Here is a 25,520-nt window from a genome sequence, read left to right on the forward strand (position 1 = left end):
GATGACTAGGAGCAGCTCCATGGCCCCGCTTGCCTCGAAGCCCGACCTCGATGTGATGAAGCAGGTCAACCGGCAGTTCGTCACCGGTGTCACGGTCGTGACCGCGATGGACGGAGAGACCCCCAGAGGGCTGGCCGTCAACGCGTTCTCGAGCATCTCGCTCGACCCCGCCACCGTGATGGTGTGCGTCCAGCGCACCTCGTCCACCCACGACTGTCTGTTCCGTGCGGGCCACCTCGCGATCAACATCCTGTCCACGGACCAACTCGACGTCGTCGGTACGTTCGCGAGCAAGGCCGATGACAAGTTCAAGGACGTGGAATGGGAGAGCGGCCCGTTCGGCAGCCCGCTGATCGCTCGGAGCAGCGCGCAGATGGAGGTCGAGATCCGCGAGCGGCTGCAGGCCAGCACCCACACCGTGTTCATCTGCCGCGTGGTGCACGCCGCGGTCGCCGCGAACCATCCGATGGTCTACAGCGCGGGTAAGTTCTTCGACGGCGGCGCGCTCGCGCCGCTGGGATGACCGGCGGGCGGCTGGGGACGGAGGAGGGTTCGGTGAATCGCGCAAAGAGCGAACCGAAGTGGGGGTCCCCCAGGCCGGAGGCCGGGGGAGGGTCGATGCAGGCCAGGGTGATCGCCGAGATGCGCCGGCGGATCATCAAGGGAGACATCGTGCCCGGGGCTCCGCTCTCGGAGTTCGCCCTCGCGGAGGAGTTCGGCGTCAGCCGTACGCCGGTACGCGAAGCCCTCAAGCAGTTGCAGACCGAAGGGCTGGTCGAAATCCGGCCCCGCGTCGGGACGTTCGTCACCACCCCCTCCCGCCGCGAGATCACGGAACTCTTCGAGATGAAGGAACTCCTCGAGGGCGCGGCCGCCCGCCTCCTCGCCCGGCGCGGTCGTGTCGAGGAGATCGACATGCTCGAGCGGAACCTGCGCGAGGCCGACGCGGCGGTCGAGCGGGACGACCGTGAGCGGTACGCCGAGTTGGTCCAGGAGTTCCACGACCTGCTCATAGCCGGTGCCGACAACAGCAAGTTGGAGGCCCACTACCGGATGCTGATGAATCAGCTGGCCTACCCCCGGCTGGTGAACACGTCGCTGAGCCAGCCGGGCCGTGCCCTGCAGTCGGACCGCGAGCATCACCTCGTCCTGGAGCTGATCCTGGAGAAGGACGGTGACAGCGCCGAGCACGTGATGCGTGAGCACGTCAGGGCAAGCCGGCGCGCGCTGCTGGCGGGGCTGCCCATCGGCGGTTCGCACGAGGGGTTCGGCATGGCCGGTTCCTGATACCGGGCCCGGCCGGCCTGTTCATTGCGCTGCCGCCGGTGCCGGTGCCGGTGCCGGTGCCGGTGCCGGTGCCGTCTGTGGCGCTGTGGTGGCTGTGGCGGGGATGTGGGGGACGGACGGGAACCGGGAGAGCTTTGGCGCAGAGCTGCGGGGGTTCAACGGCGACGGCGATCACGTCCACCTGCTCGTCCACCACCCGCCGAAGACCGCCCTGTCCAAGCTCGTCAACAGCCTCAAAGGCGTCAGCTTCCGCTACCTGCACGCGCAGTACACCGGCCGGCTCAACCGGATCGGGACGGGGACCGGTGTCCTGGTCCCCGTCCTACTGCGTGGCGTCCTGCGGCGGCGCACCGCCCGCTTCCTGCGCGCCTCCTTTTGACCCGTCGGCGCCGGCGTCGCCGACCGGTCTCCGTGTGGTCTGCACGGCCTTGGTCTTCGCTGTGCTCCTGATCTGATCGGGGAGGCGGGCCCGGCGAGGGTGCGTGTCTTCACCCACGTGAACCCGGCGGTCGCGGCCGGAATCATTCAGCGAGCTGCTTGCCGCCCTCGTCTCGCCCTTGACGATCGTGCCGGCGGTACGCGCCGGGCGCACGGCCGCGGAGTCGACGACCGTCCAGGCGACACCAACCGAGCCCGACGGAACCACTGACCGACAGGGAAGCCGAGGTCGCACGGCTCGTCGCCCAAGGACGGACCAACACGGACCAACGCGGAGATCGGGTGCTGGGCCCGCCCGGAACCGCGAAGTCCGAGATGGCCACGGAACTCACGCGCACGATCAAGAGGTTCGTGGCGCGGTCGCCGAGGCCGTCCGAGGTGACTGGATTCCCGAGACCGTACGGGGAGCGCCGAACGCACGTACATCCAAGCGCACGTCGAGTGCGTCTTACAGGAAGTCCACTACCTGCAAGGGAAGTTCACTGCTCCTGGAGGACTCGATGCACCGACGCCTCGTCACCTCGGCCATCACCGCCGCCCTTTGCGGCACCACGCTGGCCGGTACCGCCACGTACGCCTCCGCCGCACCCCTGGCCGTCGACTGCCGCAAGGTGAAGTGCGTCGCCCTCACCTTCGACGACGGGCCGGTCGCCGACACCCAGCGGCTGTTGCGCATCCTGAACGACCGGAACGTCAGAGCGACCTTCTACGTTGTCGGCACGAACGTCCAGAAGAACCCGTCAACGGTGCGTGCCGCGGCGCTCGCCGGCCATCAGATAGGCAACCACAGCTGGGACCACGCCAACCTGACCAAGCTCAGCACCGCGAAGATCAAGTCGCAGCTCTCCCGTACGGACACGGTGATCAAGCAGGCGACCGGCACGAAGCCAACCACCTTCCGCGCCCCCTACGGCGCCCACAACGCGGCTGTCCGCACGGCTGCCGGGCGACCGCTGGTGCACTGGAGCGTCGATACCCTCGACTGGAAGCACCGCGACAGCGCCCGGATCATCAAGACCGTCAATGCGGAGACCAAGCCCGGGGACATCGTCCTCCTGCACGACATTCACAAGACGACGGTCGACGCGGTGCCAGGCATCATCAAGGCCCTCAAGGCACGAGGCTTCCACTTCGTGACCGTCGACCAGCTCTTCGCTCCGAGCAAGCTGCCCACCGGGAAGGTCACTTACCACAACCGCGCCGCCTACCGGCCGTGACCGGGGCCGTCGCCACGTGTGCGCGGCAAGCACCTGAAACGGCGGAACCTGCCAGGCCCGCCCGGCTGGCGGGGGACGTCCACTCGATCTGATGCTCCGCCAACTCTCCTACGCGCGCCGACTCACGGCTTCCTCTGCGAGGCCGTCCACCGTGACGGAGAAGCGCTTCAACGGCTTTGCCGGGATGCCCTGGCGCCCTTCCGGGATGTCCTCGGCAAGGTCGTTGACGAAGCCCAGCCGCCGACTGCCGTCGATGAGCGTCCGGCACCCGGCGCGGAACTGTCCGTCGTCGCTCTCCGGGCCGGCAACGACGTGATCAGCATGAAACCCGCCAGCGAGTAGGCATCCGCAGAGGCCTGGCGATCGGACTCCGTGGCGAAGCCGGCGGAGCTCCAACTCGGCGGTGGCGGCCAGGGACCGCCGCCCGCGCCCTCACGGGGCGCAGGCCATGGCGATCGACAGGCTGTTCTCATAGAGGTGGTGTCGAGTGATGCGGCCGTCCTCCACGGTGAGGCGCAGCGCGAACGGCCCTTCGAAGGACTTCCCCGTCGCGCGTACCGTCCCCGACAAGTGCCCCATCAGGACGGCGTCGGTGCCGTCGACGAGGAGGGTGTCGACCGACGCGCGCGCCTCCTCGGGCACGGTGTACTCCATCAACTCCGTGAGTTGCGCCGCACATTCGACGCCGGTGGATCGCGGGCGGATCCACGGCACGCCGGGGTTCTCGGCGAGCAGCCAGTCGACCTCGTCGGCGAACAGCGCAACGAGCCGGCCGATGTCCCCGGCCACCCGGGCGGCGAGGTACTCCTGCACGGCGGCCCGGGTGGCCTCGGTGACGGTGCTCGCGGCGGCGGCTGAACTCATCGTGCGGACAGTGGACGTGACGGACATGAGGCTCTCCTCGCGACTGCGGCCGGATCGTGGCGGGTTCTCTTCGATGTGCTCGATCCTGCCGGTCAGGGGAGAGCCGGTCGATTACCCCAGGGGTAATGGGTTGCCTGGAGCGTCCGCTTCTCGTGCGGGAACGGGAATCAGGGTGCCTTCCGCCTGCGTTCGCACAGCAGTCGGTCCCCGCTCTTCCCCAGCTTGTCCCGCCGTCGCTTCGCCCTGGAGGCCTTTGTCGTGTCGGAGTTGGAGATCGATGCCGTAGTGCTCGATGTGCTCGGCACCCTGGTCGATGAACCCGCCGGTCTGCGGGCCGGGATTCGCGAACTCGCCCCGTCGCCAGGTGATCCGGCGACCGAGCGGCTGTTGTCGCTGTGGCAGCGGTACATCGGCCGCGAACAACGACGGATCCTCGACGGTGTACGGCCCTACGTCCCCAGCGACGAACTCGACCTGGAAGCCGCCCAGTTCGTCGCCGAGGATGCCGGAGTCGACGACCCGACCGCCGTGGCGGCGTTGGCCCTGTCGGGTCGTCGGCTTCCGCCGTGGCCCGACACCGTGGCGGGGCTCGCCCGCCTCGCCGAAGCGTTCCCGTTGATCGGGCTCTCCAGTGCGAGCCGGACGGCGCTGCTGGGACTCAACGCCCATGCGGGACTGCGCTGGCATCAGGCCCTGTCCGCCGAAGACGTCCGGACCTACAAGCCGGACCCGGCGGTCTACCAACTCGCCGTCACCGTCTCCGGCCGGCCGCCGGAGCGACTGCTGCTGGTCGCCGCCCACGCCTGGGACCTGCGCGGCGCACAGCGCCTCGGCCTGCGCACCGCCTACGTGGCCCGCCCCGGCGGCGACCCGCCCACCGCCACGGACCGCTTCGACCTGCACGCCGCCGACCTGAGCGACCTGGCCGACCAGCTCGGCCGCGCCCGAGGTTCGTCCGACTGATCACTGCTGCTCGCTTCTCATCTCGCTGTCGGCTGGGAGCGGCTTTGGTTGCCTCCTCCGGTATCCGGTCCCACGGTCTCCCCTTGCCTGAGCTATCGATTTTCGATAGATTTCTATCGCTGATCGGTCGGAGGAGGATGTGGTGGGGAAGCTGACGGTGCTGGCGCTGCGGGCCGTGGTCGTCTTGTTGTTCGTCGGTTCGGTGTTCGTGCAGACGGTGATGGTGCCGCTGCTGGCCGTGGACCTGGATGATCTCGGCCGGGACGCGGCGCATCTGCGCACACCGGTGCTCGTGATCGTGGTCCTGGGAGTGGTGACGGTCCAGGTCGTCCTGGTCTGTGTGTGGCGGCTGGTGACGATGGTCCGGCGTGACACGGTGTTCTCGCACGCCGCCTTCCGGTACGTGCACGGCGTGATCGGGGCGATGGTGGCGGCCGCAGCCCTGGTGTTCACGCTCGGCGTGGTCCTGGCACCCGGCGAGGCCGTGCCACCGGGCATCGTGCTTCTGCTGGGCGGGGTCACCCTGGCCGTCCTGGGGATGGCGCTCATCGTGCTCGTCCTGCGGATGCTGCTCGCCCAGGCCGTCACGCGCGACATCGAGGCGACGCAGATGCGGGCCGAGCTGGCCGAGGTGATCTGATGCCGATCGCCGTCGACATAGACGTGATGCTCGCCAAGAGGAAGATGTCCGTGGGCGAACTCGCGGAACGGGTCGGGATCACGCCCGCCAACCTGGCGGTCCTCAAGAACGGCCGCGCCAAGGCGGTCCGCTTCACGACCCTCGCCGCGCTCTGCGAAGTGCTCGAATGCCAGCCGGGAGACCTGCTGCGCTGGGAGACCGGCGGCTCCGAGGACGGATGACACCGGCGGCCCGGTCTGCCGACGGTCGAGCGGCTGACACTGCCGCGTCTGAACAACGCGGCTGCTTGTCCGAGGGGGAGCCGATAGCGTGCGGACATGACGGATGATGCGGAGCGGCCGCTGCTCTTCCTCGATGTCGACGGAACGCTCCTGCCCTATGGAGGCGCGCGGCTTCCGGCGGCCCATGAGGGCTGGGACGGTTGGCAGGAGACGTCGAATCCCCAGCTGGCGAAGATCGACCTCGCTCACGGTGCGCGTCTGCTGCGGTTGCCCTGCGATCTGGTGTGGGCCACCGCATGGATGGAGGACGCCAACGAGGTGATCGCTCCGCTGCTCGGGCTGCCGGCGCTCCCGGTGGCGGCCCTGCCGGAGGAGGACGTGACGGGCGTCCTGCACTGGAAGACCAAAGCCCTCCTCCAGGCGGCCGCCGGACGCCCGTTCATCTGGGTCGACGACGAGATCACCGATCCCGACCGCGCCTGGGTGTCGGCGCATCATCGAGGGCCGGCCCTCCTCCACCGCGTCGATTCCGAGACCGGCCTCACCGAAGCGGACTTCGCCGTACTCCATGACTGGCTCGGCTACGACGGCCGGCTCACCACACCGTCCCGCACCACCAGCGGCTCGGGCCGGCCCTCCTCGTAGAACCGGGTCCAGCCCAGCTCGACGCCGCCGTCCGGACGTCGGTGGACATCCCCGGCCCTGGCGGTGAGCCAGCCGAGGAGTTCGCCAGTGCGCTCGAAGTCGTCGAGGTGAATCGCCTGCCGTCCGTCCTCCGTCCTCCGCCCTCCCGGATGGTGTCGGTCGCCCCTTCGGTGAAACCCGGAGCCGAGGAAGACAGGTCCGCAGCACGCCTGGGAGGCCACGTGTCCGGTATCTCCGACGCCCTGTACCGGCGGGTCCGCGAAGAGGTCGCCGACCGCGCCGAGGCGTTGTGGCAGGTCGCGTCGGCGCTGCACGCCGATCCGGAGTACGCGTTCGCCGAGCGGCGGGCGGCGGCGCTGCTGACGGGCGAGCTGCGCCGGGCCGGTTTCGATGTGCGTGCGGGCGTGGCGGGGATGCCGACGGCCTTCGTGGCGCGCTCGGGTACGGAGCGGCCCGCGGTGGCGCTGCTGCTGGAGTACGACGCCCTGCCGGGGCTGGGCCACGCCTGCGGCCACAACCTGATCGCCGCCGCGGGTCTGGGCGCCGCGCTCGCCGCCCGTACGGCGCTGGACGGGAGCGCCGGATCGGTGCTGGCCGTGGGTACCCCGGCCGAGGAGGGAGGCGGGGGCAAGGCACTGGAGGTGGAGGCGGGCGTCTTCGACGACATCGACGCCGCGCTCATGTTCCATCCGGGCGTGTACGACTGGGCGCGTGCCCCGCTGACGGCGCAGGAGCAGTACCGGGTCGCCTTCCACGGGCGCGCCGCCCACCCCACGGGCAACCCCACCGAGGGCATCGACGCGCTCGCGGCCCTCGTCGAGCTGTTCAACGTGCTGGCCGCGCTCGGCCGTCGGCTGCCGGAGGCCTCCCACATCCAGGGCATCATCACCCACGGAGGAGAGGCCACGAACATCGTCCCCGAGTACGCGGAGGGACGGTTCGGGCTGCGCGCGGCCACCACCGAGGCACTGGACGACCTTGCCGGACGCCTGGCCACATGTGCCGCGGGCGTGGCTCAGGCGACCGGCACGACCGTCGCCGTCGAGCGGGCCACGATCCGTTACGAGCACTTCCGGGACAGCGGGACGCTGTCCGAGCGCTTCGCCGCCCACCTGGACCGCGCGGGTGTCCGTTCGACCCCGCCCGCTCACGGCGTGTACCTCGGATCGTCCGACATCGGCAACGTCAGCGCCCGCGTTCCGGCCATCCACCCCTTCGTCGCGATCATGGACGAGGACGGCTCCGACCACACACCCGAGTTCGCCGCGGCCGCGGTCTCCGCCCGGGCCCGCCGCGTGCTCCCTGCGGTCACGGAGGCGCTGGCATGCACGGCGATCGACGTCTTGCGCGACGCGGACCTGCGGGAACGGGCCTGGAGTGCGCACGGCCGCCCCGCCACCGGGCACTGATCGACGCCATACCCGCGCCCGCCTCCCTGCTCTTGTTCGTCCACCGGCTGCGAGCCCGGAGGAACGGCCGGGCCCCCGCAACCGTACGCACCTCTCCTGACGTCCCCTCTCGGGAGCTGCGGATGATCGCCGCGCGTACCTTTCGACTGGAGGACCGATGACGGACACGGCCGTCGGCACTCCCGCGCCCCCGGCGGGGCGACGGGCGAACGGCAAGGGCGGCCGACGCGGACGGACGTGGGGGCTGCTGGGCTGCGGCGTCCTTCTCGCCGTGCCGACCGCCCTGCTCGTCGTACGGCTGACCGGGCTGGACGCGGGAACACCGCTCGCCGTTCCCGTGGTGCTCTTCCCCTACGGCACGGTGCTCAGCGTGCTGTCGCTGGTCGCCGTGCTCGCCGTTCCCGCTCTGCGCTCGCGCTGGGCGGTGGCAGCGGTCGGGCTTCTCGCGGCGGCTCAAGTCGCCCTACTGGTACCCCGGTTTCTGCCGGACCAGCGGCATGTCCCGGCGCAGGCAGCCGAGTTGCGGGTGGCCACGGTCAACGCCCACGTCGGCGATGCGGACCCCCGAGCGCTGGTGCGGCTGGTCCGGACGGAACGGATCGACGTACTGGCCGTGCAGGAACTGCCGTCCGCCGGCGTCGGCGCGCTCGCCGACGCCGGTCTGGACAGGCTGCTGCCCCACCAGGAACTCCACCCCGAGTACGACACCTCGATCTATTCGAGGATCCCCCTGACCCACGGCGGCCCCCTGGACGCCGACACGGCCTGGCCGCAGACCACCGCGGAGGTGACGGTCGGCGACCGGACCGTACGGCTGGTGGCCGTCCACACGTACTACCCGCTCGGTGACGCGGAGCGCTGGACACGGGACATGACCGCCCTCGCCTCCGTCGCCCGGAACAGCGGACCGGACACCGTCTTCCTGGGAGACTTCAACGCCTCCCTCGACCACGCGCCGATGCGCGAGCTGCTCGCGGCGGGTCTCACGGACATCCACGCCGAACTCGGCCGCGGAGGGGCGCGAACCTGGCCTGCGGGCAAGCCCCTCGTACCGCCGCTGATCCAGATCGACCACGTCCTGCACGGCTCCGGCCTGGCAGGCGTCTCCGTCGCCGAACGGACCGTACCGGGCACCGACCACCGGGCTGTCGTCGCCGCACTGGCACTGCTGCCCCGCACCGGTACGACCGACGCGTAGCGGGCAGCGAACACACCGGCCCTGCCCGCCTGCGGCGGATGATCACCGCTTCCTTCCGACGCCCCCGAAGTGGGTGACCTCGACGTCCTCGTCCGTGTCCTCGGGGCGCCAGCGGGAGCAGGAGACGAGGCCCGGCGGAAGTAGTTCGACGCCGTCGAAGAGACGGGCGAGGTCGGCGCGGCTGCGCAGCGTCATCGGGGCCGACCCCTGGCCGTTCCAGTAGTCGACCGCCGCGGCCATCGCCTCACCGTCGACCTCGGTGGTGGGGTGGGAGATGACGAGGTGACTGCCGGAGGGGACGGCGTCCAGGAGACGGCGCACGATGGTGACCGCCTCGTCGGTGTCCATGATGAAGTTGAGGACGCCCAGCATGGTGATCGCGACCGGCTTCTCGAAGTCGAGCGTGGCCGCGGCGCCCCGCAGGACCGCCTCGGGGTCGTGCAGGTCGGCCTCGATGTAGCCGGTGGCCCCCTCGGGTGTGCTGGTGAGCAGGGCGTGAGCGTGCGTCAGGACAATGGGGTCGTTGTCGACGTAGACGATCCGACAGGACGGGTCGACGCGCTGGGCGACCTCGTGGGTGTTGTCCGCGCTGGGCAGACCGGTCCCTATGTCCAGGAACTGGCGGATGCCCGCCTCGGCGGCCAGGAAACGGACGGCGCGAGCCAGGAAACGGCGGTCGGCGACGGCCGAGCGGGGAAGTTCGGGCACGAAGGACAGGATCTGATCCCCTACCTTCTCGTCGACCTCGTAGTGGTCCTTCCCTCCCAGCCAGTAGTTCCAGATCCTGGCGGAATGAGAGACATCCGTCCGGAGCCGGGTGATGCGTGCGACACCTTCGTCGTGGGGCGAGGGGTCGGACATGCCGTGTGGTCTCCTTCGGTCGGTTCGCATCATGACGCTGCTCAACGTAGGCACAACTGCTTGGCCACCGCAGCCAGTTGACGGACTCGGCCCGCGCGCGACGCCCTGCCCGGGCAGGCTCCTCTCGCCGCTTCGCCCTCACCCGGGATACGGCGAAGGCCCCGGTCCGGGCGGGCCCAGGAGTAAAGGATCAGCGGTCCGGACCCTGCCGACCGTCGGCGACACCGTGGGGGCGATCGCTGCCGCCCGGGGCCGGGGACGACGCCGTGGCCGCTGGGAAGCGCGGCCCCACCGCCCGGGCGGTGGCAGCGAGCTGTTCCGGCGTCAGCTCGCCACCGGCCTCTCCGCAGACGAGGGCCGCCGTCGCGTAGCCGGGCCTACCCGGCAGCGGTGGAGCGGGCGTGCCACAGGTCGCGGAGCAGCGCGATCTCGGCCATGTGGTGGATGAATTCGAGGTTGTCCCCCGAGAGCACGGCGATGTACGGATTGTCGGCGTCGTTGCTGTACGGGTACCGAGAGAAGCCGACCGTGTCGAGTTGTTCGTCGGTGACGGCTCCGACGCTGTCGCGCCAGCGGTCGACCGACGCCCAGAACCGCTCCAGCGTCAAGGCGGCGGAGGGGGAGAAGTCGACCATCAGCTTCGGATCCCGCCGCCGTTCGCCGAAGGTCCACTCCCATGCGCCGGCGAACTGGAGATGCAGATGCCCCAGCCGCCACGCGATGGTCGTGATCGGCGTCTCGTCGGGCTCCGGCTCACCGGTGTGGGCGAGGACCTCCTCGACCCGCTCGACACTCACACTCCAGTCATCGGCGATCTTGGCGACGGACATGCCGCCGGCGGCCTGACGGGCGACTTCGGCGTACTCGCTCGCAGGGATGTCCGGCGCGCCCAGGTCGAGCACCCACTCGCCCGGCCCGAACGCCCTGGGTGTCACCGCTTCGCCCCGGCGCCGGAGCGACCAGCAACCCGGTACCGGCTCCCACAGGTACTCCTCGTCGCCGAGCCCCGCCAGCCGTACCCCGGCCATCTCCCTGGCCTTGTCGAACTGCTCGAGCAGCAAGCCCAAACGGTCCGTCCGCACACCCTCGATCTCCATGCCGGCTCCCCTCTCGGTCGCATCTCGCATCTCGCATCTCGCCTGTCGTAGCTCGCTGCGCTCAGCGGAAGCTAGCGGCTCACCTCCCGGGGCGCGACCGATTTCCTCGCCACGAAGCGGTGCGGCCCCACCCGCACCGTTCAGGCGGTGTGGCGGCGAGTTCGCTCAGGTCCCGGTCGGGGGGTCGAGCATCATTCCGGGGGCCGATGATGCCGGGCGTACACGTCTGCGGGGCCGTACCGGGCCGCCGCGGCTCCGGTGGCGAGGGCCCAGTAGCGGTCGCCGTAGGACCAGTGCCACCACTCCGTGGGGTAGTTGGTGAGGCCGGCCGTGCTGAGGGCGGCGGACAGGGTACGGCGGTTGCGACGGGCGGTGGCGGCGAGGCCCGGGGCATCCGTGTAGCAGGCGCCGTCGCTCTCCTCCGGGCCGGCGTTCACCGGGGTGCCCAGGTCCAGTTCGGTGCCGGAGGCGGTGCACAGGGTCAGGTCGACCGCGGCGCCCGCGACATGCGGGCCGATCTCCGGCGGGGACAGGGAACGGCTCGTCCGGGTGCGCAGATACGGCTCCGGCCAGTCGGGGTGGGACGCGCGCAACTCGGCCTCGTACGCGTCGAAGTACCGCTGCTGCAGGACGAGCGGGCGGTAGCCCTCCGTGACCAGCAGGCGCAGCCCCTCGGGCAGCAGCCGGGCGGCGCGGGCCAGCCGCCACGCCACGCCCTCACGCAGGAGGGCGTAGGCGCCCGCCGGGTCGGCCAGCCGGGTGTCGACGCGCAGGAACGACAACTCCCGCAGATCCACGAGGGGTTCGCGGCAGTCGCGGACCGGGATACCGGCCGATCGGGGGTCGTTCATGCGGATGATCTCTGACATCTCAGTCCTGTGGGAGGTGGTGCGACCGCACCACGATGCCCCCGGAGCCGGTCGGGTGACCGGTCCCGGGGGCTCCCCCGTGGTGCCTGGCTCTCGTTGCTCGCCGCTCGCTACTTCCTGGGCGTCACGTAGCCGACGACGTCACCGGCCTTGGTGTTGTGCCGGGTGCGCTTGTAGACACCCTCGGTGCCGCCGTTGCCGCTCTTGGTGGTGTTGCCCTCGATGGTCGTCAGCGCCTTGGTCTTGGGGTTGTAGCCGATGACGATGCCGATGTGGTCGACGTCCCAGCCGTTGGTCCCGAGGCTCGGTGAGCCGCCGTCCCAGTCGTAGAGGACCGCGTCACCGATCTTCGGGGTGTAGGAACCCCGCGCGTGCCACGTGCCGATGGAGTTGCGGGCCCGGTAGAAGGAGCCGGCGAAGGCGTCGGTGCCCTTCGTCCGGGCGCCGGCGTTCTTCCAGACGTAGCGGACGAAGTCGGCGCACCAGTTGTTGTAGCGCCACTGCAACCCGCCGACCTTCTTGCACTTGCCGACCGAGCCGCTCTTCGGGGCGGTGGCGACAGCGCTGTAGTAGTTGCAGTTGCCGGCCATCTCACGGTTGCGCGGCGACAGTCCCACCTGCTGCTGCGCCTTGCTCTTGATGGCAGTCTGGAGCGAGACCGCCGCGGACACGGAGGCCGACTGCGGTGACACGGGCGCGGCCGAAGCCGCCTCCGCGGTCAGTGCTCCGCCCGCGAGGGCCGAGATCAGCAGGAGGGTGGCGGCGCGCCGTGCGGGCACCTTGGCTGTGCTGGGCTTGGTGATGCTGGGCATCGGAAGTCCTTTCCCCGTTGAATCCCCGTTGGTGCCGGGGGAGTTCGGTCTGTTCCCGTTCCCCTCCGACACCAAGAAGCTTCGCGGGGCCCGCTACAACTTCCCTTCAGGTCCTCTCGACGTTCCCGCTGCCACCCTTGAAGGACCTCTGCCTGGCCCTTTACGACTCCCGCGCCTCGTGTGCCTCGTACGCGGTGAACACCTCGCCCGCCTCGGCCCGCAGGGCGGCAGCCCCCCGCTCGTCGCCGAGGCGGTCCCGTAGTTCCGCGAGGGTGCGCAGAGTGCGGGCCCGGGGAAGGGGGAGCCGCAGGGTCTCCCAGAGGGTGACGGACGCGGTGAGGTGGGTCTCTGCGTCGGTCAACTGACCCTCGGCGAGGGCGCATTCGCCGAGAGTGCGTCGTACCAGGGCCTCGCCCCACCGGTCGTCGTACGTCCGGCACACGTCGAGCAGACCGGCCAGGTCCGCCGCCGCTTCCCGGGTGCGTCCCAGCCTCAGGCGTGCCTTCGCCCGGGCCTGTGCCGCGTACGCGCTCATCAGGCGGTCGCCGAACTCCTGGAGAATCGCCAGGGACCGGCCGGACAGTTCCTCGGCCGCCTCGTACTCGCCGAGCGCGCGGTGCAGCAACCCGTACGTCCGCAGGGCGAGCGCCTCGCCGCGCCGGCTGCCGAGACGACGGTAGGCGGCCAGGGACTCGTCGAGGAGGACACGGGCGGTGGCGTACTCACCGAGTTCGAGGTGGACGGACCCGGCGAAACGACAGGCGAGGCCCAGCCCCGCAGCGTCGTCGAGCCGTCTGAAGTCGTCGATGGCGCGGGTCAGTTCGCGCGCGGCGTCCTGCAACCGGCCCTGTTCCCGGTAGGTGCTGCCCAGGCCCGCGAGGGCCGCCGCGTGTCCCCGCGCGTCACCGAGCTCGGCGCACAGGCCGACCGCCTGCTGGTAGTGGGTCATGGATTCGGTGAAGTTGTCCTGCTCGTAACGGAGTTGGCCGAGGCCGATGAGCAGCAGGGCCTCCCCGGTGCGGTCCTCGGCGCGGCGTACGGCGGCCAACGCGGCTTCGTGGGTGCGTGACCACGAGTCGAAGCGGTTGTTGACGATGTAGGCGGACGAGCACAGGGTGACGGCGGCCTCGCGGGCGAGCGCGTGCAGGTCCATGGCGGCGGCACGCTCGACGGCGGCGGCGATCGCGCCGGCCTCCGCCTCGAACCATCCGGTCGGGTCGGCCAGCACCTGGCCGGCGGCCCGGTCGCCGACCGGCCACAGGGTGCGCGGGTTCTGGAGCACCACCTCCCCGGAGGGTCCGGCGGCGGTCGCCCGGGCGGTGAGCCACAGCCAGCCGCCGAGCGCCCGGCCGAGGGTGGCGGCACGCTCGGCGCGCGGTTCCTCCGCCTCGGCGCGCTCGGCCGCGTACACCCGGACCAGGTCGTGCAGTCCGAAGCGCGGCTGCCCGGCGCGGTCGATGCCGGTGAAGTGGAGCAGCTGCGCGTCGATGAGTCGCTCCACGACGTCTTCGGCGTCCTCGGTGCCCTGCGTCTGCGGCAGATCCAGCAGCGCGGCCACCGTCCAGGCGGCCACATCGGGCGCGCCGAGCAGCCCGAGGCGCCGCAGGGCGGTGCGGCCGAGGGCGTCGAGCGCGTCGTAACTGAGGCCCAGCCCGGTGCGTACCTCCAGGTCGCCGACGGTGAGTTCGTCGAGACGGCGGCGTTCGTCGGCGAGGCGGTCGGCGAGCATGCGCGGCGTCCAGTGGCGGCGGGTCGCGAGGCGGGCCCCGGCGATGCGCAGGGCCAGCGGCAGACCGCCGCACAGGGCGACGATCCGGCGCGCCGCCTCGGGGTCGCGCCGGACATCCCCGTCGCCGGCGATCCGGGCGAGGAGTTCGATCCCCAACTCGTCGTCCAGTACATCGAGTCCGGTGCGGGAGGCGCCGTCGAGGCCCGCCAGCCGGGCGCGGGACGTGATAGCACACCGCAGCTCGCGCTCCCCGGCAGCAGCGGCCGCACCTGCGCCTCACTGCCCGCGTCGTCGAGGACCAGCAGTACGCGGCGCCGCGCGAGCAGACTGCGGAACAGGTCGCCGCGTTCGGCGAGACCGTCGGGCGGCTCGGCGCCCAGCGCGCGCAGCAGCCGTGCCAGCACCTCGGCGGGCGGCACCGGATCGCTGAAGCCGTGCAGTTCGGCGTAGAGCTGGCCGTCGGGGTAGTCGGCGGCGACGCGGTGCGCGACCTGCACGGCGAACGCGGACTTCCCGACGCCGCCGGGCCCGGACACGACCGCGACCGGCATCGCCTCACGCGGAGCGGTCAACAAGGCGGCCACCTCGGCCAGTGGCTTCTCCCGGCCGGTGAAGTCACCGATGGCGGGCGGGAGGAGGGCGGCGCGGAGGAGGGGCTCAGGCTGAGGCCGCGCCCCGCCCCGGACGTCGTCCGCGGCTTCGGCGGCGGCCGGCCGGTGGGAGGAAACCGGAGGGTGGAGGGCGAGCGGGTGCGGGGGCGGTTCCTTCCTGTCCGTGGCGGTGGTCGGCATCAGCTCCGGGTCCGACCGCAGAATCGCCTCGTGCAGCCGCCGCAACGCCGGGCCCGGATCGATGCCCAGCTCGTCGGCGAGAACGGCACGGCCCTCCGCGTACACCGTGAGGGCGTCGGCCTGTCGGCCCAGCCGGTAGAGGGCGAGCATCAGGTGCCCGCGCAGCCGCTCCCGGGTGGGGTGGGTGCCGACCAGGCCTCTCAGCTCACCGACCAGGTTCTGCTCATGGCCCGGTACGGCGAGGTCGGCGGAGATACGGTCCTCCAGGGCTGCCTGCCGCGCCTCCTCCAACCGCTCGGCTTCGACGCGCAGCGCCTCACCGACCCCGCCGAGGGCCGAGCCGCGCCACAGTTCCAGCGCGTCGCGGAAGAGCAGGGAGGCGCCCTGGTGGTCGCCGGAGGCCGCCCGGTCCCGCGCCGCCGCCGTGAGGCGCTCGAAATCCCCGAGGTCGATCCGGTCGCGTTCGCCGTCCACGCGCAGCAGATAGCCGGGCGGACGGGTCTTGATCCCGTCGGCTTCGGCCGGCAGCGCGCGCCGCAGCCCGGAGACATACGTCTGGATCAACGCGCGTGCCGAGTCCGGCGGTTCGTCGCCCCAGACCGTGTCGATCAGCGCACCGGCGGACACCACCCGCCCGGGCCGCAGCAGCAGCGTGGCCAGCAGAGCACGGGGTTTGGGCCCGCCCAGCGACAGACGGCGGCCACCGCACCAGACCTCGACCGGGCCGAGCAGACGGTATTCCAAGGTCACAGCGTCCCCGTTTCCGCGCGCCCATTTCGCGTGCATGCCAAATTGGACCAACTCGGCATCGTACGCATCCGGAATATCACGGGTCACGGAGAACATGCGGACCGCGGAAGCGTACTTCGTCTTCCGCTCGGCACCGGCGAAGCCATGGCCGACGAGGTCCGCTGTCGTCGGGGCGACCGAATCCCGCCCTCACGGAACTCGGTGGTGAAGCGTCGCGGGCGTGGTCCTGCACAGCGCCGACGTCGCCACGCCCGCGCGGTGACGGCCGCCCAGACGCGTACGCCGGTCAGGGCGGGCGGCGACGGGAGCGGGCCCTGGGGTGCCGGGAGCCGCTCCCGTCGTATCCAGCGTCCCCGGTCAGAAGTCGTCCGTCGTCCTGATGCGGTCGCGGATCCAGACACCCGCGGGCTTGAGGGAGGACGTACCGGTCCACGGACCGTTGCCGGCGCAGGTCCCCGGCTTGAACACGGCGCCGGTGCGTTCGTCGTCGGAGAAGTTCCAGTTGACCCAGCTGATCTTCTTGGCTGCCAGCAGATCGAGATAGCGCTGCGACATGGTGAAGTCGTTCGCGCCCTCACCCGAGTAGTTCTGGGTGCCGAACTCGGTGACGAAGACGGGTATGCGGTCGGCCGCGCGGGCGAGGGTCTGGAGATACTCGTCCCGGTGCGAGTACGCGTAGAAGTGGAACGTGTACATGATGTTGGCCGCGTTCACCTGGTTGTTGACCACCTCGGACTCGTTCGAGCCCTCCGAGACACCGAGCGAGGACCATGCGCGGGTGCCGACCAGGATCGGGGTGTTGGGGTCCTTGGCCCTGATGACGGGGATGAGTTGCTCGGCGTAGCTCTTGATACGGGACCAGCTCACCCCGCTGGGCTCGTTCGCGATCTCGTACAGCAGGTTGTTCTTGTCACGGTGGCGCTGGGCGATCTCGGAGAAGAAGGTCTTGGCGCGGGCGAGGTTCTGGTGCGGGTCGCCGGGGTCGAGCATGTGCCAGTCGACGATGGCGTACATGCCGCGGGCCGTGGCCTGCTCGATGGCGGAGTGAACCAGGTCGGTGAAGCGGCGCGGATCGGTCTCGTAGCCACCCTCCTGGACGTACATGGAGATGCGCAGTACGTCCGCCTTCCAGTCGGTGGCGAGCGCGTTGAGCGAGCCGTTGCTGACGCACTGGCTGTACCACTGCAGACCGTGGGTGCTCATACCTCGGAGCTGGATCGTTTTTCCTTGCTGGTTGCAGAGCTTGGTGCCGCAGACCACGAGTTGTCCGTTGGCGGCGACCGGTGTGGCCGCCGAGGGGGCCATGGCCGCCGGGAGGGGAGCGGGGGCCGCGGGACCGGCCTGTGCGGTTCCTGGGATCAGGACAAGGCCGAGAAGGAGCAGCGCGGCGACGAGCAGAACGGATCGTGCCGGTCTCATGGGGGGAACTCCTGACGGTCTGTGACGAGAATCGACGATTCTCGATCGGGTCAGTGGACTGACTATGCGACTGACTGGTAGGAAACTTTCCTAACAGAAAGGGAATTAGCAGTTGGTACGGACCTTTGCAAGGGCCATGACAAGACTGGCAAGACTGCCCCGGCTGACGCGCCGACTCCGGACAGGCACGCCGGCTCCCGCCGCTACGCCCGACTGTCCCCTGCGGACCACGCGTCCAAGCGAGTCGACGGGGGTCACGGCCCGGCCGCGAACGAGGGGCACCAGGAGTGTAGGTATCGCCATGGTCGTCAGACTGGTGGAGTCCGCCCGGTCCCGCCGACGGCCCCTGAACACGCCTCATCTCGTCGCCCTCGCGCGGGCCGGAGTCCGCTTCGAACACGGCTGCCCCGTCGAGCGCCCCGCGGGGGTAGCGGCATGAGCACCCTCAACGCCCAGACCATCAGGACCACGCGCCTGGACCTGCTGCCCCTTCGCGTCGAGCACGCCGAGGAGATGGCCGCGGTGCTGTCCGATCCAGCCCTGCACACCTTCATCGGCGGCGCCCCGGACACGCCGCAAGCTCTGCGCTCGCGCTACCGGCGCATGACCGCAGGCTCTCCCGACCCGTTCGTCTCCTGGCTGAACTGGGTGATCCGGCTCCGTGACGAAGCCTGTCTGACGGGCACGGTCCAGGCGACGATCAGCTCCGACGGCCACGAGCCCGTTGCCGAGATCGCCTGGGTGGTGGGGACCGCGTGGCAGGGAAGGGGCGTTGCCACGGAAGCGTCCCGAGCGCTCGTCGACTGGCTCGGCCGACTGCCGGTGCGGACTGTCATCGCCCACATCCACCCCGAACACCAGGCATCCGCTGCCGTCGCCACCTCCGCCGGGCTCACGCCCACCGACGAGTGGCACGAGGGCGAGATCCGATGGCGCCGAAGCGTCGGGCGACACCCGCACTGATCCACCGGCCGTGACGCCTGCTCGGCTCGGGCAGGTGGGCATGCTCGGAGTGGGGCGCCCCGCGCGAGGAGTCCGTGCTTGCCCGCACACCAGGCGTGCGCGGGTCCCTCGGCGTCACTGGCGCGGCCCCGGCTTCGTGGCGGTCGGGGCCGCGAGGCGGGCGGCCTCCAGCGGTTCGCCCGGCGCACCTCGAACGCGACTTCCACGCAGTCATCGCCCGTCTGGCACGGCCTTGGAGCCCGGGCGTCGTGGAAGGCCATGGCAATCGGATCAAGATGCTTGAGGAAGCGCCACATGTTCGCCAGGTGCGGGGTTCGAACTTTCCCGCGAACGCGTCCTGTTGGTGTGACCGAGTCTCACGGGCCTGTGGGGAAGGGGTGCCGGTCGGCCCGTCCGTGTCGGCCGCCTCATCCTGACGTCTGTCGGATTCTCTAGTTGAACGTGTTCAAAAAGAAGGGTTACCCTGGTTCCGAGTGAAGCCGAGGGGGTTCGATGAAGGTAGTGCTGCCCGGGGGAACCGGACAGGTGGGCACGATTCTCGACCGTGCGTTGACGGCGGCGGGCCATGAGGTGACGGTGCTGACCCGGCGTCCGGTGCGGGCGCACGACATCGGCTGGGACGGGGCCACGCCGGGCCGCTGGGGCGCGGCGATCGACGGCTGCGATGTCGTGATCAACCTGGCCGGGCGCAGTGTTTCCTGCCGTTACACCGCCGAGAACATGCGGGCCATGATGGACTCCCGGGTGGATTCGGCGCGGGTGGTCGGCGAGGCGATCGCCGGCGCCGCGCGGCCACCGCGCGTCTGGCTGCAGATGAGTACGGCGACCATCTACGCCCACCGCTTCGACGCGGCACACGACGAGGCGAGCGGGGTGATCGGCGGCTCGGAGACCGGGGTGCCGGACTACTGGGCGTACAGCGTTGCCATCGCGCAGAACTGGGAACGGGCGCAGGCCCAGGCGCCGACTCCCGCCACCCGCAAGGTGGCGCTGCGCGCGGCGATGGTCATGAGCCCGGATCGGGGCGGTGTCTTCGACATGCTGTCGCGGCTGACGCGATGCGGGCTGGGCGGTCCGGTGGCCGGCGGCGGCCAGTACGTCTCCTGGATCCACGCCGAGGACTTCGTGCGAGCGGTGGAGTTCCTGATCGCCCGGGACGACCTTGAGGGACCGGTGAACCTCGCCTCACCCGCCCCCCTTCCGCACCGCGACTTCATGCGGGCGCTGCGCACGGCCTGGGGCGTCCCGGTGGGCCTGCCGGCGACGCGCTGGATGGCCGAGCTTGGGGCGCTCGCGCTGCGCTCGGACACCGAACTGCTGCTCAAGAGCCGCCGGGTGGTGCCGGGCCGGCTGCGCACGGCCGGGTTCACCTTCGAGCATCCCGAGTGGCAGAAAGCCGCTACATCCCTCGCACAGCAGGCCAGGCCAGCCCGCCCGGCATCACGTCGGACCCGTGAATCGAACAGCCATGCCCTGTAGACGACCACGATAAGTGGACCAGAGTCCACAGAAACCGACACAGCCAACCTGTCGGCCGGATACCCCCTGTGGTGAACAGCTCCCCGACGACCTCCCGCGCCAAGGCGCCTGTCGCCGGCCCATCACGGCACGGAAGAAGATGGCGCCGCCGCCGAAGGCGGATTTTCCAGCAATGACCGCAAGGGGCCGGTGCGGTCCCGGACTACAGAGTCGGCACCACGACGGCCGCACCGACCACTGTTCATCGGGAAGATCCCCATGCCCCACACCGAGATCATCACTTTTGCTGACACGGACCGCGCGCGCAACGCGCGGTCCACGCCATCTGCGGCAGCCCCGAGGTCACCGAGCAACTGCCGTTCGAACCCGCACTCCGGAGCAGGTCGAGCAGATCACGGTGTGATCCATCGCCTCTGCAACGGAAGCTCCGCGGATTGAGTACGGGTTCGCCGTCATCGAGCGGGACACGGCTCAGTTGATCGGGTTCGGCTGCGTTCAGTACTGCTCGGTCTCCACAAAGCCCGCGTCCGCGTCATTGCCCGCACCGAAGCTGTCAGCGGCGGCGGTCGGATTGAATCCGGGAGGGCTGTCCTTGAGGGCCAGGCCCATGTCGGCCAGCTTCGCCTTGACCTCGTCGATCGACTTCGCACCGAAGTTGCGGATGTCGAGCAGGTCGGCCTCGGAGCGGGCGACCAGCTCACCCACGGAGTGGACACCCTCACGCTTGAGGCAGTTGTACGACCGGACGGTGAGGTCGAGCTCCTCGATCGGCAGTACCAGGTCGGCGGCGAGCGCGGCGTCCGTGGGGGACGGGCCCATGTCGATGCCCTCGGCGTCGATGTTCAGCTCGCGGGCGAGACCGAACAGCTCGACCAGGGTCTTACCGGCGGAGGCCATGGCGTCACGGGGACGCATCGCCTGCTTGGTCTCGACGTCGACGATCAGCTTGTCGAAGTCGGTGCGCTGCTCGACACGGGTCGCCTCGACCTTGTACGTGACCTTCAGAACCGGCGAGTAGATGGAGTCGACCGGGATACGGCCGATCTCCTGGCCCACCTGCTTGTTCTGCACGGCGGAGACGTAACCGCGGCCACGCTCGACCGTCAGTTCCATTTCCAGCTTGCCCTTGCCGTTGAGCGTGGCGAGGACGAGGTCGGGGTTGTGCACCTCGACACCGGCCGGGGGCGCGATGTCGGCGGCGGTGACCAGACCCGGACCCTGCTTGCGCAGGTACATCACGACCGGCTCGTCGTGCTCCGAGGAGACGACCAGCTGCTTGATGTTGAGGATCAGGTCGGTGACGTCCTCCTTGACGCCCGGCACGGTGGTGAACTCGTGCAGGACACCGTCGACACGGATGGACGTGACCGCCGCACCCGGGATCGAGGAGAGGAGCGTACGACGCAGGGAGTTGCCGAGGGTGTAACCGAAGCCCGGCTCCAGCGGCTCGATCACGAACCGGGAGCGGAACTCGTCGACGACCTCTTCGGTCAGGGATGGACGCTGAGCAATCAGCACGAGGTGTTGCCTCCAGTGGTTCGGCGCCTGCTACGTGACGCCATAGACACCATGAAGGGTACGGGCGATACGGCCTCCGAAGAGGCCGAGCCACCCGACTCCACCCCGGCAAGGAGGCTTCGGGTTTCCCTTCCGCCCGCAGTCCCACGGCTGTTTCTGCTTGCCCGCGTCCAGCTCTGGGGCGAGCAGAACGGTCAGGCGGACAACAGACACACGCTGCCAAGGACGGGCGATGTCGCGACATGGCGTTGGTCGGAACAGTATGGCAGGGGCGCTGCGCACCGCTCACGGCGCCGTGCTTGGCCGATACGCGCGTCCCCTCGGAGAACCCCATCGAGCGCACGTCGACGGTCGTTCCGTCGCCGTCTACGAGCCGTGCGAGTCGTCCCGGGCGAACTCCTCGTGGCCGTGCGAGGATCTCCTGCGTCACGGACACCGCGGGGTCGTCGACTCCGGGCCGACGCAGAGCAGGCGGGAGGAGCCGAGCAGGGCGGCGGGCCGTTGGTCCACGCCGTGCCACCGCCCGCAGGGCCCATTGGCCCCGGTCGGGGACTTGCGGCCCCTGCACCACCGACCCCCGCGCAACCGGGCTGTTCGCACGGGCGAGCACCTGGTGCCCGACGGAGCCGAGCAGGAACCCGGCGGTGGTGCCGTGACCGCTGGAGCCCGGCACCAGGACCTGGGCCCTCTCCGCCTGGCCCAGCAGCACCTCGGCTGTGGTGTCGGAGATTTGTTCGGTGCTGGCCGTCAGTTCCGTCAGTTCCGGATGCCTGCCGCGCAGTTCTTCCTCGGCTCCCGCAAAATGCTCCCCCAGCGAGGAGGTCCAGGTCCTGGATGATGGGCACGTCGTGCGGCTGCCAGATCCCGGCATGCACCCGATTCAGCGACACGGCACGGCACGACGCAGCGCCTCACGGGTGGATCAGTCGGCGGCGGCCGGGCTCTCGGGGAACCGTCCGGAGCGACGGTGATGGGGCGGATCATGGAAGAGACCTTCGGATACGGGACCAGCGGGCCGCGGACGATGGGGGCCGACCCTCGTCCCGGGCCTCACGGCCACGCGGGCGCGGTTCCAGGGGCCGATGGTTCCGACTCGCACGGCATGGTCCTCATGGTCAGGCCCGCCCGGACTTCTCGGTGTCCACTGGCCGGCGCCGGGCAGGCGGTCAAAACCGGTACGCGCGTGGGAATGCGGGAACGACAGAGCGAAAAGGGCCGTTCGGCCCTGGCCGTTAGGCCCGGAATCGCGCAGGATCTGCGACGGGGAAGGACCGGTCCCGCCCATCTGGCGGTTTCCGGTTCCGGAGACAGATGACACAGGACAGGAGCCGTCGATGGCGGACAGCGAGCGACCCGGTACCGACAACCCGATCCGGGTCTTCCTGCTGGACGACCACGAGGTGGTACGGCGCGGGGTGCACGACCTGCTGAACGACGAGCCGGACATCACCGTGATCGGCGAGGCAGGCACCGTCGAGCAGGCCCTGGCGCGTGTTCCCGCGCTGCGCCCGCAGGTGGCCGTGCTCGATGTGCGCCTGCCCGACGGCGACGGCGTGACCGTCTGCCGCGAGCTGCGTTCACGCGTGCCGGAACTGTCCTGCCTGATGCTGACCTCGTTCGATGACGAGGAGGCCCTGCTCGACTCGATCATGGCCGGCGCATCCGGGTACGTGCTGAAGCAGATCCAGGGCTCGGACCTGGTCTCGGCGGTCCGCACGGTGGCCGCCGGCCAGTCCCTGCTCGACCCGAGCGCCACCGCCAAGGTGATGGCCCGGCTGCGCCAGGACCAGCAGCCGCAGGAGGAGCCGGACGCCCTGCCAGGACTCACCGCCCGGGAGCGGGAGATCCTCGCCCTGGTCGGCGAGGGCCTGACCAACCGGCAGATCGGCCAGCGCCTCTACCTCGCGGAGAAGACGGTCAAGAACCACATCTCCCGCCTGCTCGCCAAACTCGGCGTGGAGCGGCGCATCCAGGCCGCGGTCATCGCCACGCAGGCTCAGGACCGGCTCCGGCACGAAGGACACTGAGCGTCCGCGACGCAGGGCCGGACGTCCCTCATCTGACCCCCAAGCGGCCCGAGCCGGCTCCCCTCCCCGGCCACCAGGCCGGCAGCGCACCCCGGACACCGCCGGGCGGCACTGATCGCAGGACGACGGACATGACCGGGCGCGTGGGCAGACACTCCGAACGGCACCGAGAGCAGGAACGGGGCCAACGGCGCTTTCGCACACCGCATTTCTTGCACATCGCCATGAACTATTTTCCCCTGCCGCCGCACCCCTGCGGATCGCCTCGTACACGACGCGGGCGGTGCTGGCCGTGGAGACGCCCACGCGGCTCACGCCTACCGGACCAGCTCCACCGACCGGCCCATCAGTCACAGAGCGTCACAGACCACTGGATCTGAAACAGCTACTGTCCCGGCCGAGTTGGACTGGGCGGACCTCGGCGTGGACGTGGTATGTCCCGGAGAGCGACCACGTGGTCTCCAACGCCTCGTGCACCACCAACTGCGTGGCGCCCATGGTGAAGGTGCTCGATGAGCACTTCGGCCGCGGGGCTGCTCACGTCGGCAGGGCCCTTCCCGGTGAACGGTCTGCCGCGGCACCGGGCAGGTCGTTCACCACGGTGAAGACGTGGTCCAGGCGCGTGATCTGCACTGCCCGCCACGCCGCTGGCGTGCCGCGCACGAGTCGCAGGCTGCCGTCCCGGAGTGCGACATGGTCCTTGATCTGCACGAGCAGGCGCAGTCCGCCGGCGTCGAGGAAGATCACCGGACGTAGATCGACGACGACGTCGGGGGATGGGCGACCGAGCAGCTCCGCTACGCGGGGGAAAAGCTCTCGCTGCGCCCATAGGTCCACTTCGCCGTGGAGTTCCAGGACCATCGTCCCGTCCACGGTGCGGTGGTGGAGGGCGAACGGGAAGGGGCGGCTGCTCATGATTTGCGGTTGCTCCGTCCTCTCGCCGAGGAAACCGCCTCCGGGGCCCGGCTGCTTCCAGTCGGCACACAACCACTCGCGTCACAACGATGCTGCTGTGACGGGCGCGGAGCTATTTCCTGCCGAGCTTGTGGTCTTCACGGCTGCGCCAACTCGCCCTGATACGCGGCGACTTCTGGGGCTGCCGCAGTCGAAAGTACCCGATGCGGCTGGCCATGGCGAACGTTTGTTGCAGAGCCTCTGCGGCGCCGGCCCGGGCTGCTGCCGTGGTCGGGACGGCCGCAGTTCACATGCAGAGCCCGTCACCGCTGCGCCGTCTCATTTCGGTGGCCATACGCCCCGCGGTCCGTGTTCTTCCCTACCAGGCCGTCTCACTGCGCCCGCAGAAGCGGCACTGGTGTGTGCAGCAGTCCAGATCGGCCCCTTACGAAGGCCGACCTGGTCCTGGCTGCCGAAGTGTCACCGGGCACAATGCCGTTCATGACAGACGAAGCGGTCGATGGCATGGATGCTCCTCAACTGGGTGAGGCCGTCGCGCTGTTGGCGGGCTTCCTGGGGGCCGAGCCGTTGACCGCGGCCATCGCTTCTCTGGAGCGGGACCTGGTGGGAAGGCCCGCGAGGGAGGTCGGTGACATGGCCGCCGCCCGGGGTATCGGTCCCGATCTGATGGTGGCTGCGCTGACGGTGCGTGAGAGCCTCGGCCGGCTGAACGACCTTATCCACGCGGCCGGGATCGTGCTGGCGCTGCCGCATCTCCTGGAGGACGGGGAGGAGATCGCCGTACGTCCTTCGCTGGCCGCCGGCAACGACCCGCACCGGCCGTTCGACCTGGAGACGGACCGGCGCGTGGCGGAGTTCAAACTGGCGCGGTGGCGTGGCGCGGACGCCATGCGCAAGCGGCAGACGTTCAAGGACCTGGTCATGCTCGCCGCCGACCGCACGGGCCGACGCGCCGAGTTGTTCGTCGTCGGACCTGAGCCCGGCCGCTTCCTGCGGACCTCCAGGGCGACGGCGGCCTGGGCGCTGGACCGCACCCCGCACGCGCGCCGCGTGTTCGAGGAGTCCTTCGGCTCCCTGGACGTCTCCGTCGCGGAGTTCACCGAGCGCCACGCCGGCCATGTCCGGGTCACGGACCTGTGCGACGTGCTGCCGCCCATGGTGGCAGCGGCGCTGGTGCGCTGATCACGCCGTCAAACGACCGGGCGTCGGTCATGCCGCGGAAGGCACCCCGGATGCAGACTCCCGGCCGCACTCGCGAACCCCAGCACCGAGCGGTGGGAAGCGGTCGAGGCCACGCGCGCCAAGGCAGGTAGCACCCTGTCCAGACCGGCCGCCTGAAGGGTTCGCGCGATCAACCCTGAAAGGGCTGAGTCCATCGCCCGCGGCTGACGCATGTCCGGACGTCGCT

At 70.3% G+C, this 25,520-nt stretch carries 22 protein-coding genes and 4 pseudogenes; 14 read left to right on the forward strand and 12 right to left on the reverse strand.

The window, feature by feature from the left end; genetic code table 11:
• Positions 1–19 precede the first annotated feature (19 nt).
• The 3 genes and pseudogenes from JIX55_RS47690 to tnpA all read left to right on the forward strand — a co-directional run.
• Positions 20–523, forward strand: coding sequence for a flavin reductase family protein (locus tag JIX55_RS47690; protein WP_257561645.1), 504 nt, complete (start codon positions 20–22; stop codon positions 521–523).
• Between the two features lie 95 nt (positions 524–618).
• A complete protein-coding gene (locus JIX55_RS47695) occupies positions 619–1,287 on the forward strand; it encodes a GntR family transcriptional regulator (protein ID WP_257561644.1) in 669 nt (222 codons plus the stop codon).
• A 127-nt stretch (positions 1,288–1,414) separates the two neighbouring features.
• Positions 1,415–1,742: pseudogene (tnpA, locus tag JIX55_RS47700) on the forward strand (IS200/IS605 family transposase); the annotation flags it as partial.
• Positions 1,743–1,808: 66 nt separating this feature from the next.
• On the opposite strand, the pseudogene JIX55_RS51720 reads toward tnpA, so the two are convergent.
• Positions 1,809–1,906 (reverse strand): annotated as a pseudogene (locus JIX55_RS51720) (electron transfer flavoprotein subunit beta); the annotation flags it as partial.
• Between the two features lie 319 nt (positions 1,907–2,225).
• On the opposite strand from JIX55_RS51720, the gene JIX55_RS47705 reads away from it, so the two are divergent.
• On the forward strand, positions 2,226–2,942 hold the full coding sequence (locus JIX55_RS47705; RefSeq protein ID WP_257561643.1) for a polysaccharide deacetylase family protein: 717 nt from the start codon (positions 2,226–2,228) through the stop codon (positions 2,940–2,942).
• Between the two features lie 432 nt (positions 2,943–3,374).
• Here the strand turns inward: JIX55_RS47705 and JIX55_RS47710 are convergent, their stop codons facing one another.
• Positions 3,375–3,833, reverse strand: a complete 459-nt coding sequence (locus tag JIX55_RS47710; protein ID WP_257561642.1) for a nuclear transport factor 2 family protein — start codon at positions 3,831–3,833, stop codon at positions 3,375–3,377.
• 231 nt (positions 3,834–4,064) lie between these two features.
• Here JIX55_RS47710 and JIX55_RS47715 point away from each other — a divergent pair, with 231 nt between their 5' ends.
• The 6 genes from JIX55_RS47715 to JIX55_RS47740 all read left to right on the forward strand — a co-directional run bounded on the left by JIX55_RS47715 (position 4,065) and on the right by JIX55_RS47740 (position 8,882).
• The gene (locus JIX55_RS47715) at positions 4,065–4,769 is read left to right on the forward strand and encodes a haloacid dehalogenase type II (protein ID WP_257569198.1); all 705 of its coding nucleotides are present in this window, start codon (positions 4,065–4,067) and stop codon (positions 4,767–4,769) included.
• A gap of 142 nt (positions 4,770–4,911) precedes the next feature.
• The gene (locus JIX55_RS47720) at positions 4,912–5,409 is read left to right on the forward strand and encodes a DUF2975 domain-containing protein (protein WP_257561641.1); all 498 of its coding nucleotides are present in this window, start codon (positions 4,912–4,914) and stop codon (positions 5,407–5,409) included.
• Positions 5,409–5,630, forward strand: a complete 222-nt coding sequence (locus JIX55_RS47725) for a helix-turn-helix domain-containing protein (RefSeq protein WP_257561640.1) — start codon at positions 5,409–5,411, stop codon at positions 5,628–5,630. The genes JIX55_RS47720 and JIX55_RS47725 overlap by 1 nt, the downstream gene beginning before the upstream one ends.
• A 96-nt stretch (positions 5,631–5,726) precedes the next feature.
• Positions 5,727–6,275 (forward strand): HAD domain-containing protein, encoded by a 549-nt coding sequence (locus JIX55_RS47730; RefSeq protein ID WP_257561639.1) that lies wholly within the window; start codon positions 5,727–5,729, stop codon positions 6,273–6,275.
• A 221-nt stretch (positions 6,276–6,496) separates the two neighbouring features.
• Complete coding sequence (locus JIX55_RS47735) at positions 6,497–7,684, forward strand: amidohydrolase (protein WP_257561638.1); 1,188 nt, start codon at positions 6,497–6,499, stop codon at positions 7,682–7,684.
• 157 nt (positions 7,685–7,841) lie between these two features.
• A complete protein-coding gene (locus JIX55_RS47740; protein ID WP_257561637.1) occupies positions 7,842–8,882 on the forward strand; it encodes an endonuclease/exonuclease/phosphatase family protein in 1,041 nt (346 codons plus the stop codon).
• A 42-nt stretch (positions 8,883–8,924) separates the two neighbouring features.
• Here JIX55_RS47740 and JIX55_RS47745 read toward each other — a convergent pair whose 3' ends face one another.
• The 7 genes and pseudogenes from JIX55_RS47745 to JIX55_RS47775 all read right to left on the reverse strand — a co-directional run bounded on the left by JIX55_RS47745 (position 8,925) and on the right by JIX55_RS47775 (position 17,210).
• Complete coding sequence (locus JIX55_RS47745; protein ID WP_257561636.1) at positions 8,925–9,743, reverse strand: SAM-dependent methyltransferase; 819 nt, start codon at positions 9,741–9,743, stop codon at positions 8,925–8,927.
• Positions 9,744–10,120: 377 nt separating this feature from the next.
• Positions 10,121–10,840: a DinB family protein gene (locus JIX55_RS47750; RefSeq protein ID WP_257561635.1), complete on the reverse strand. Its 720-nt coding sequence runs from the start codon at positions 10,838–10,840 to the stop codon at positions 10,121–10,123.
• Positions 10,841–11,031: 191 nt separating this feature from the next.
• Positions 11,032–11,709: a M15 family metallopeptidase gene (locus JIX55_RS47755; protein ID WP_257561634.1), complete on the reverse strand. Its 678-nt coding sequence runs from the start codon at positions 11,707–11,709 to the stop codon at positions 11,032–11,034.
• A gap of 110 nt (positions 11,710–11,819) precedes the next feature.
• A complete protein-coding gene (locus JIX55_RS47760; RefSeq protein ID WP_257561633.1) occupies positions 11,820–12,521 on the reverse strand; it encodes a CHAP domain-containing protein in 702 nt (233 codons plus the stop codon).
• A 160-nt stretch (positions 12,522–12,681) separates the two neighbouring features.
• Complete coding sequence (locus tag JIX55_RS47765) at positions 12,682–14,490, reverse strand: tetratricopeptide repeat protein (protein WP_306820141.1); 1,809 nt, start codon at positions 14,488–14,490, stop codon at positions 12,682–12,684.
• Between the two features lie 629 nt (positions 14,491–15,119).
• A pseudogene (locus tag JIX55_RS47770) lies at positions 15,120–15,887 on the reverse strand (AfsR/SARP family transcriptional regulator); the annotation flags it as partial.
• A gap of 261 nt (positions 15,888–16,148) precedes the next feature.
• Positions 16,149–17,210 (reverse strand): glycoside hydrolase family 5 protein, encoded by a 1,062-nt coding sequence (locus JIX55_RS47775; protein ID WP_257561632.1) that lies wholly within the window; start codon positions 17,208–17,210, stop codon positions 16,149–16,151.
• Positions 17,211–17,645: 435 nt separating this feature from the next.
• On the opposite strand from JIX55_RS47775, the gene JIX55_RS47780 reads away from it, so the two are divergent.
• Positions 17,646–18,173 carry a GNAT family N-acetyltransferase gene (locus JIX55_RS47780; protein WP_257561631.1) on the forward strand — a complete coding sequence of 176 codons (528 nt, stop codon included), beginning with the start codon at positions 17,646–17,648 and terminating at the stop codon, positions 18,171–18,173.
• A 492-nt stretch (positions 18,174–18,665) separates the two neighbouring features.
• Complete coding sequence (locus JIX55_RS47785) at positions 18,666–19,652, forward strand: TIGR01777 family oxidoreductase (protein WP_257561630.1); 987 nt, start codon at positions 18,666–18,668, stop codon at positions 19,650–19,652.
• Positions 19,653–20,147: 495 nt separating this feature from the next.
• Here the strand turns inward: JIX55_RS47785 and JIX55_RS47790 are convergent, their stop codons facing one another.
• Together JIX55_RS47790 and JIX55_RS51725 are read right to left on the reverse strand one after the other, a co-directional pair.
• Positions 20,148–21,170: a DNA-directed RNA polymerase subunit alpha gene (locus JIX55_RS47790; protein WP_257561629.1), complete on the reverse strand. Its 1,023-nt coding sequence runs from the start codon at positions 21,168–21,170 to the stop codon at positions 20,148–20,150.
• A gap of 592 nt (positions 21,171–21,762) precedes the next feature.
• Positions 21,763–22,041, reverse strand: a pseudogene (locus tag JIX55_RS51725) (universal stress protein); the annotation flags it as partial.
• A gap of 463 nt (positions 22,042–22,504) precedes the next feature.
• Between JIX55_RS51725 and JIX55_RS47795 the strand changes: the two are divergent.
• On the forward strand, positions 22,505–23,197 hold the full coding sequence (locus tag JIX55_RS47795) for a response regulator (RefSeq protein ID WP_257561628.1): 693 nt from the start codon (positions 22,505–22,507) through the stop codon (positions 23,195–23,197).
• Between the two features lie 537 nt (positions 23,198–23,734).
• On the opposite strand, the gene JIX55_RS47800 is transcribed toward JIX55_RS47795, so the two are convergent.
• Positions 23,735–24,112 (reverse strand): STAS domain-containing protein, encoded by a 378-nt coding sequence (locus JIX55_RS47800; protein ID WP_257561627.1) that lies wholly within the window; start codon positions 24,110–24,112, stop codon positions 23,735–23,737.
• A 480-nt stretch (positions 24,113–24,592) separates the two neighbouring features.
• On the opposite strand from JIX55_RS47800, the gene JIX55_RS47805 reads away from it, so the two are divergent.
• The gene (locus tag JIX55_RS47805) at positions 24,593–25,294 is read left to right on the forward strand and encodes a PE-PGRS family protein (RefSeq protein ID WP_257561626.1); all 702 of its coding nucleotides are present in this window, start codon (positions 24,593–24,595) and stop codon (positions 25,292–25,294) included.
• Positions 25,295–25,520: the final 226 nt, after the last annotated feature.

It is taken from the genome of Streptomyces sp. DSM 40750 (genome assembly GCF_024612035.1).
Lineage (GTDB): Bacteria > Actinomycetota > Actinomycetes > Streptomycetales > Streptomycetaceae > Streptomyces.

Coding starts and splice junctions, on each gene's coding strand:
- JIX55_RS47690 (WP_257561645.1), top strand. CDS start 20: ATGGCCCCGCTTGCCTCGAAGCCCGACCTCGATGTGATGAAGCAGGTC.
- JIX55_RS47695 (WP_257561644.1), top strand. CDS start 619: ATGCAGGCCAGGGTGATCGCCGAGATGCGCCGGCGGATCATCAAGGGA.
- JIX55_RS47705 (WP_257561643.1), top strand. CDS start 2,226: ATGCACCGACGCCTCGTCACCTCGGCCATCACCGCCGCCCTTTGCGGC.
- JIX55_RS47710 (WP_257561642.1), bottom strand. CDS start 3,833: ATGTCCGTCACGTCCACTGTCCGCACGATGAGTTCAGCCGCCGCCGCG.
- JIX55_RS47725 (WP_257561640.1), top strand. CDS start 5,409: ATGCCGATCGCCGTCGACATAGACGTGATGCTCGCCAAGAGGAAGATG.
- JIX55_RS47730 (WP_257561639.1), top strand. CDS start 5,727: ATGACGGATGATGCGGAGCGGCCGCTGCTCTTCCTCGATGTCGACGGA.
- JIX55_RS47740 (WP_257561637.1), top strand. CDS start 7,842: ATGACGGACACGGCCGTCGGCACTCCCGCGCCCCCGGCGGGGCGACGG.
- JIX55_RS47745 (WP_257561636.1), bottom strand. CDS start 9,743: ATGTCCGACCCCTCGCCCCACGACGAAGGTGTCGCACGCATCACCCGG.
- JIX55_RS47750 (WP_257561635.1), bottom strand. CDS start 10,840: ATGGAGATCGAGGGTGTGCGGACGGACCGTTTGGGCTTGCTGCTCGAG.
- JIX55_RS47755 (WP_257561634.1), bottom strand. CDS start 11,709: ATGTCAGAGATCATCCGCATGAACGACCCCCGATCGGCCGGTATCCCG.
- JIX55_RS47760 (WP_257561633.1), bottom strand. CDS start 12,521: ATGCCCAGCATCACCAAGCCCAGCACAGCCAAGGTGCCCGCACGGCGC.
- JIX55_RS47775 (WP_257561632.1), bottom strand. CDS start 17,210: ATGAGACCGGCACGATCCGTTCTGCTCGTCGCCGCGCTGCTCCTTCTC.
- JIX55_RS47780 (WP_257561631.1), top strand. CDS start 17,646: ATGAGCACCCTCAACGCCCAGACCATCAGGACCACGCGCCTGGACCTG.
- JIX55_RS47785 (WP_257561630.1), top strand. CDS start 18,666: ATGAAGGTAGTGCTGCCCGGGGGAACCGGACAGGTGGGCACGATTCTC.
- JIX55_RS47795 (WP_257561628.1), top strand. CDS start 22,505: ATGGCGGACAGCGAGCGACCCGGTACCGACAACCCGATCCGGGTCTTC.
- JIX55_RS47800 (WP_257561627.1), bottom strand. CDS start 24,112: ATGAGCAGCCGCCCCTTCCCGTTCGCCCTCCACCACCGCACCGTGGAC.
- JIX55_RS47805 (WP_257561626.1), top strand. CDS start 24,593: ATGACAGACGAAGCGGTCGATGGCATGGATGCTCCTCAACTGGGTGAG.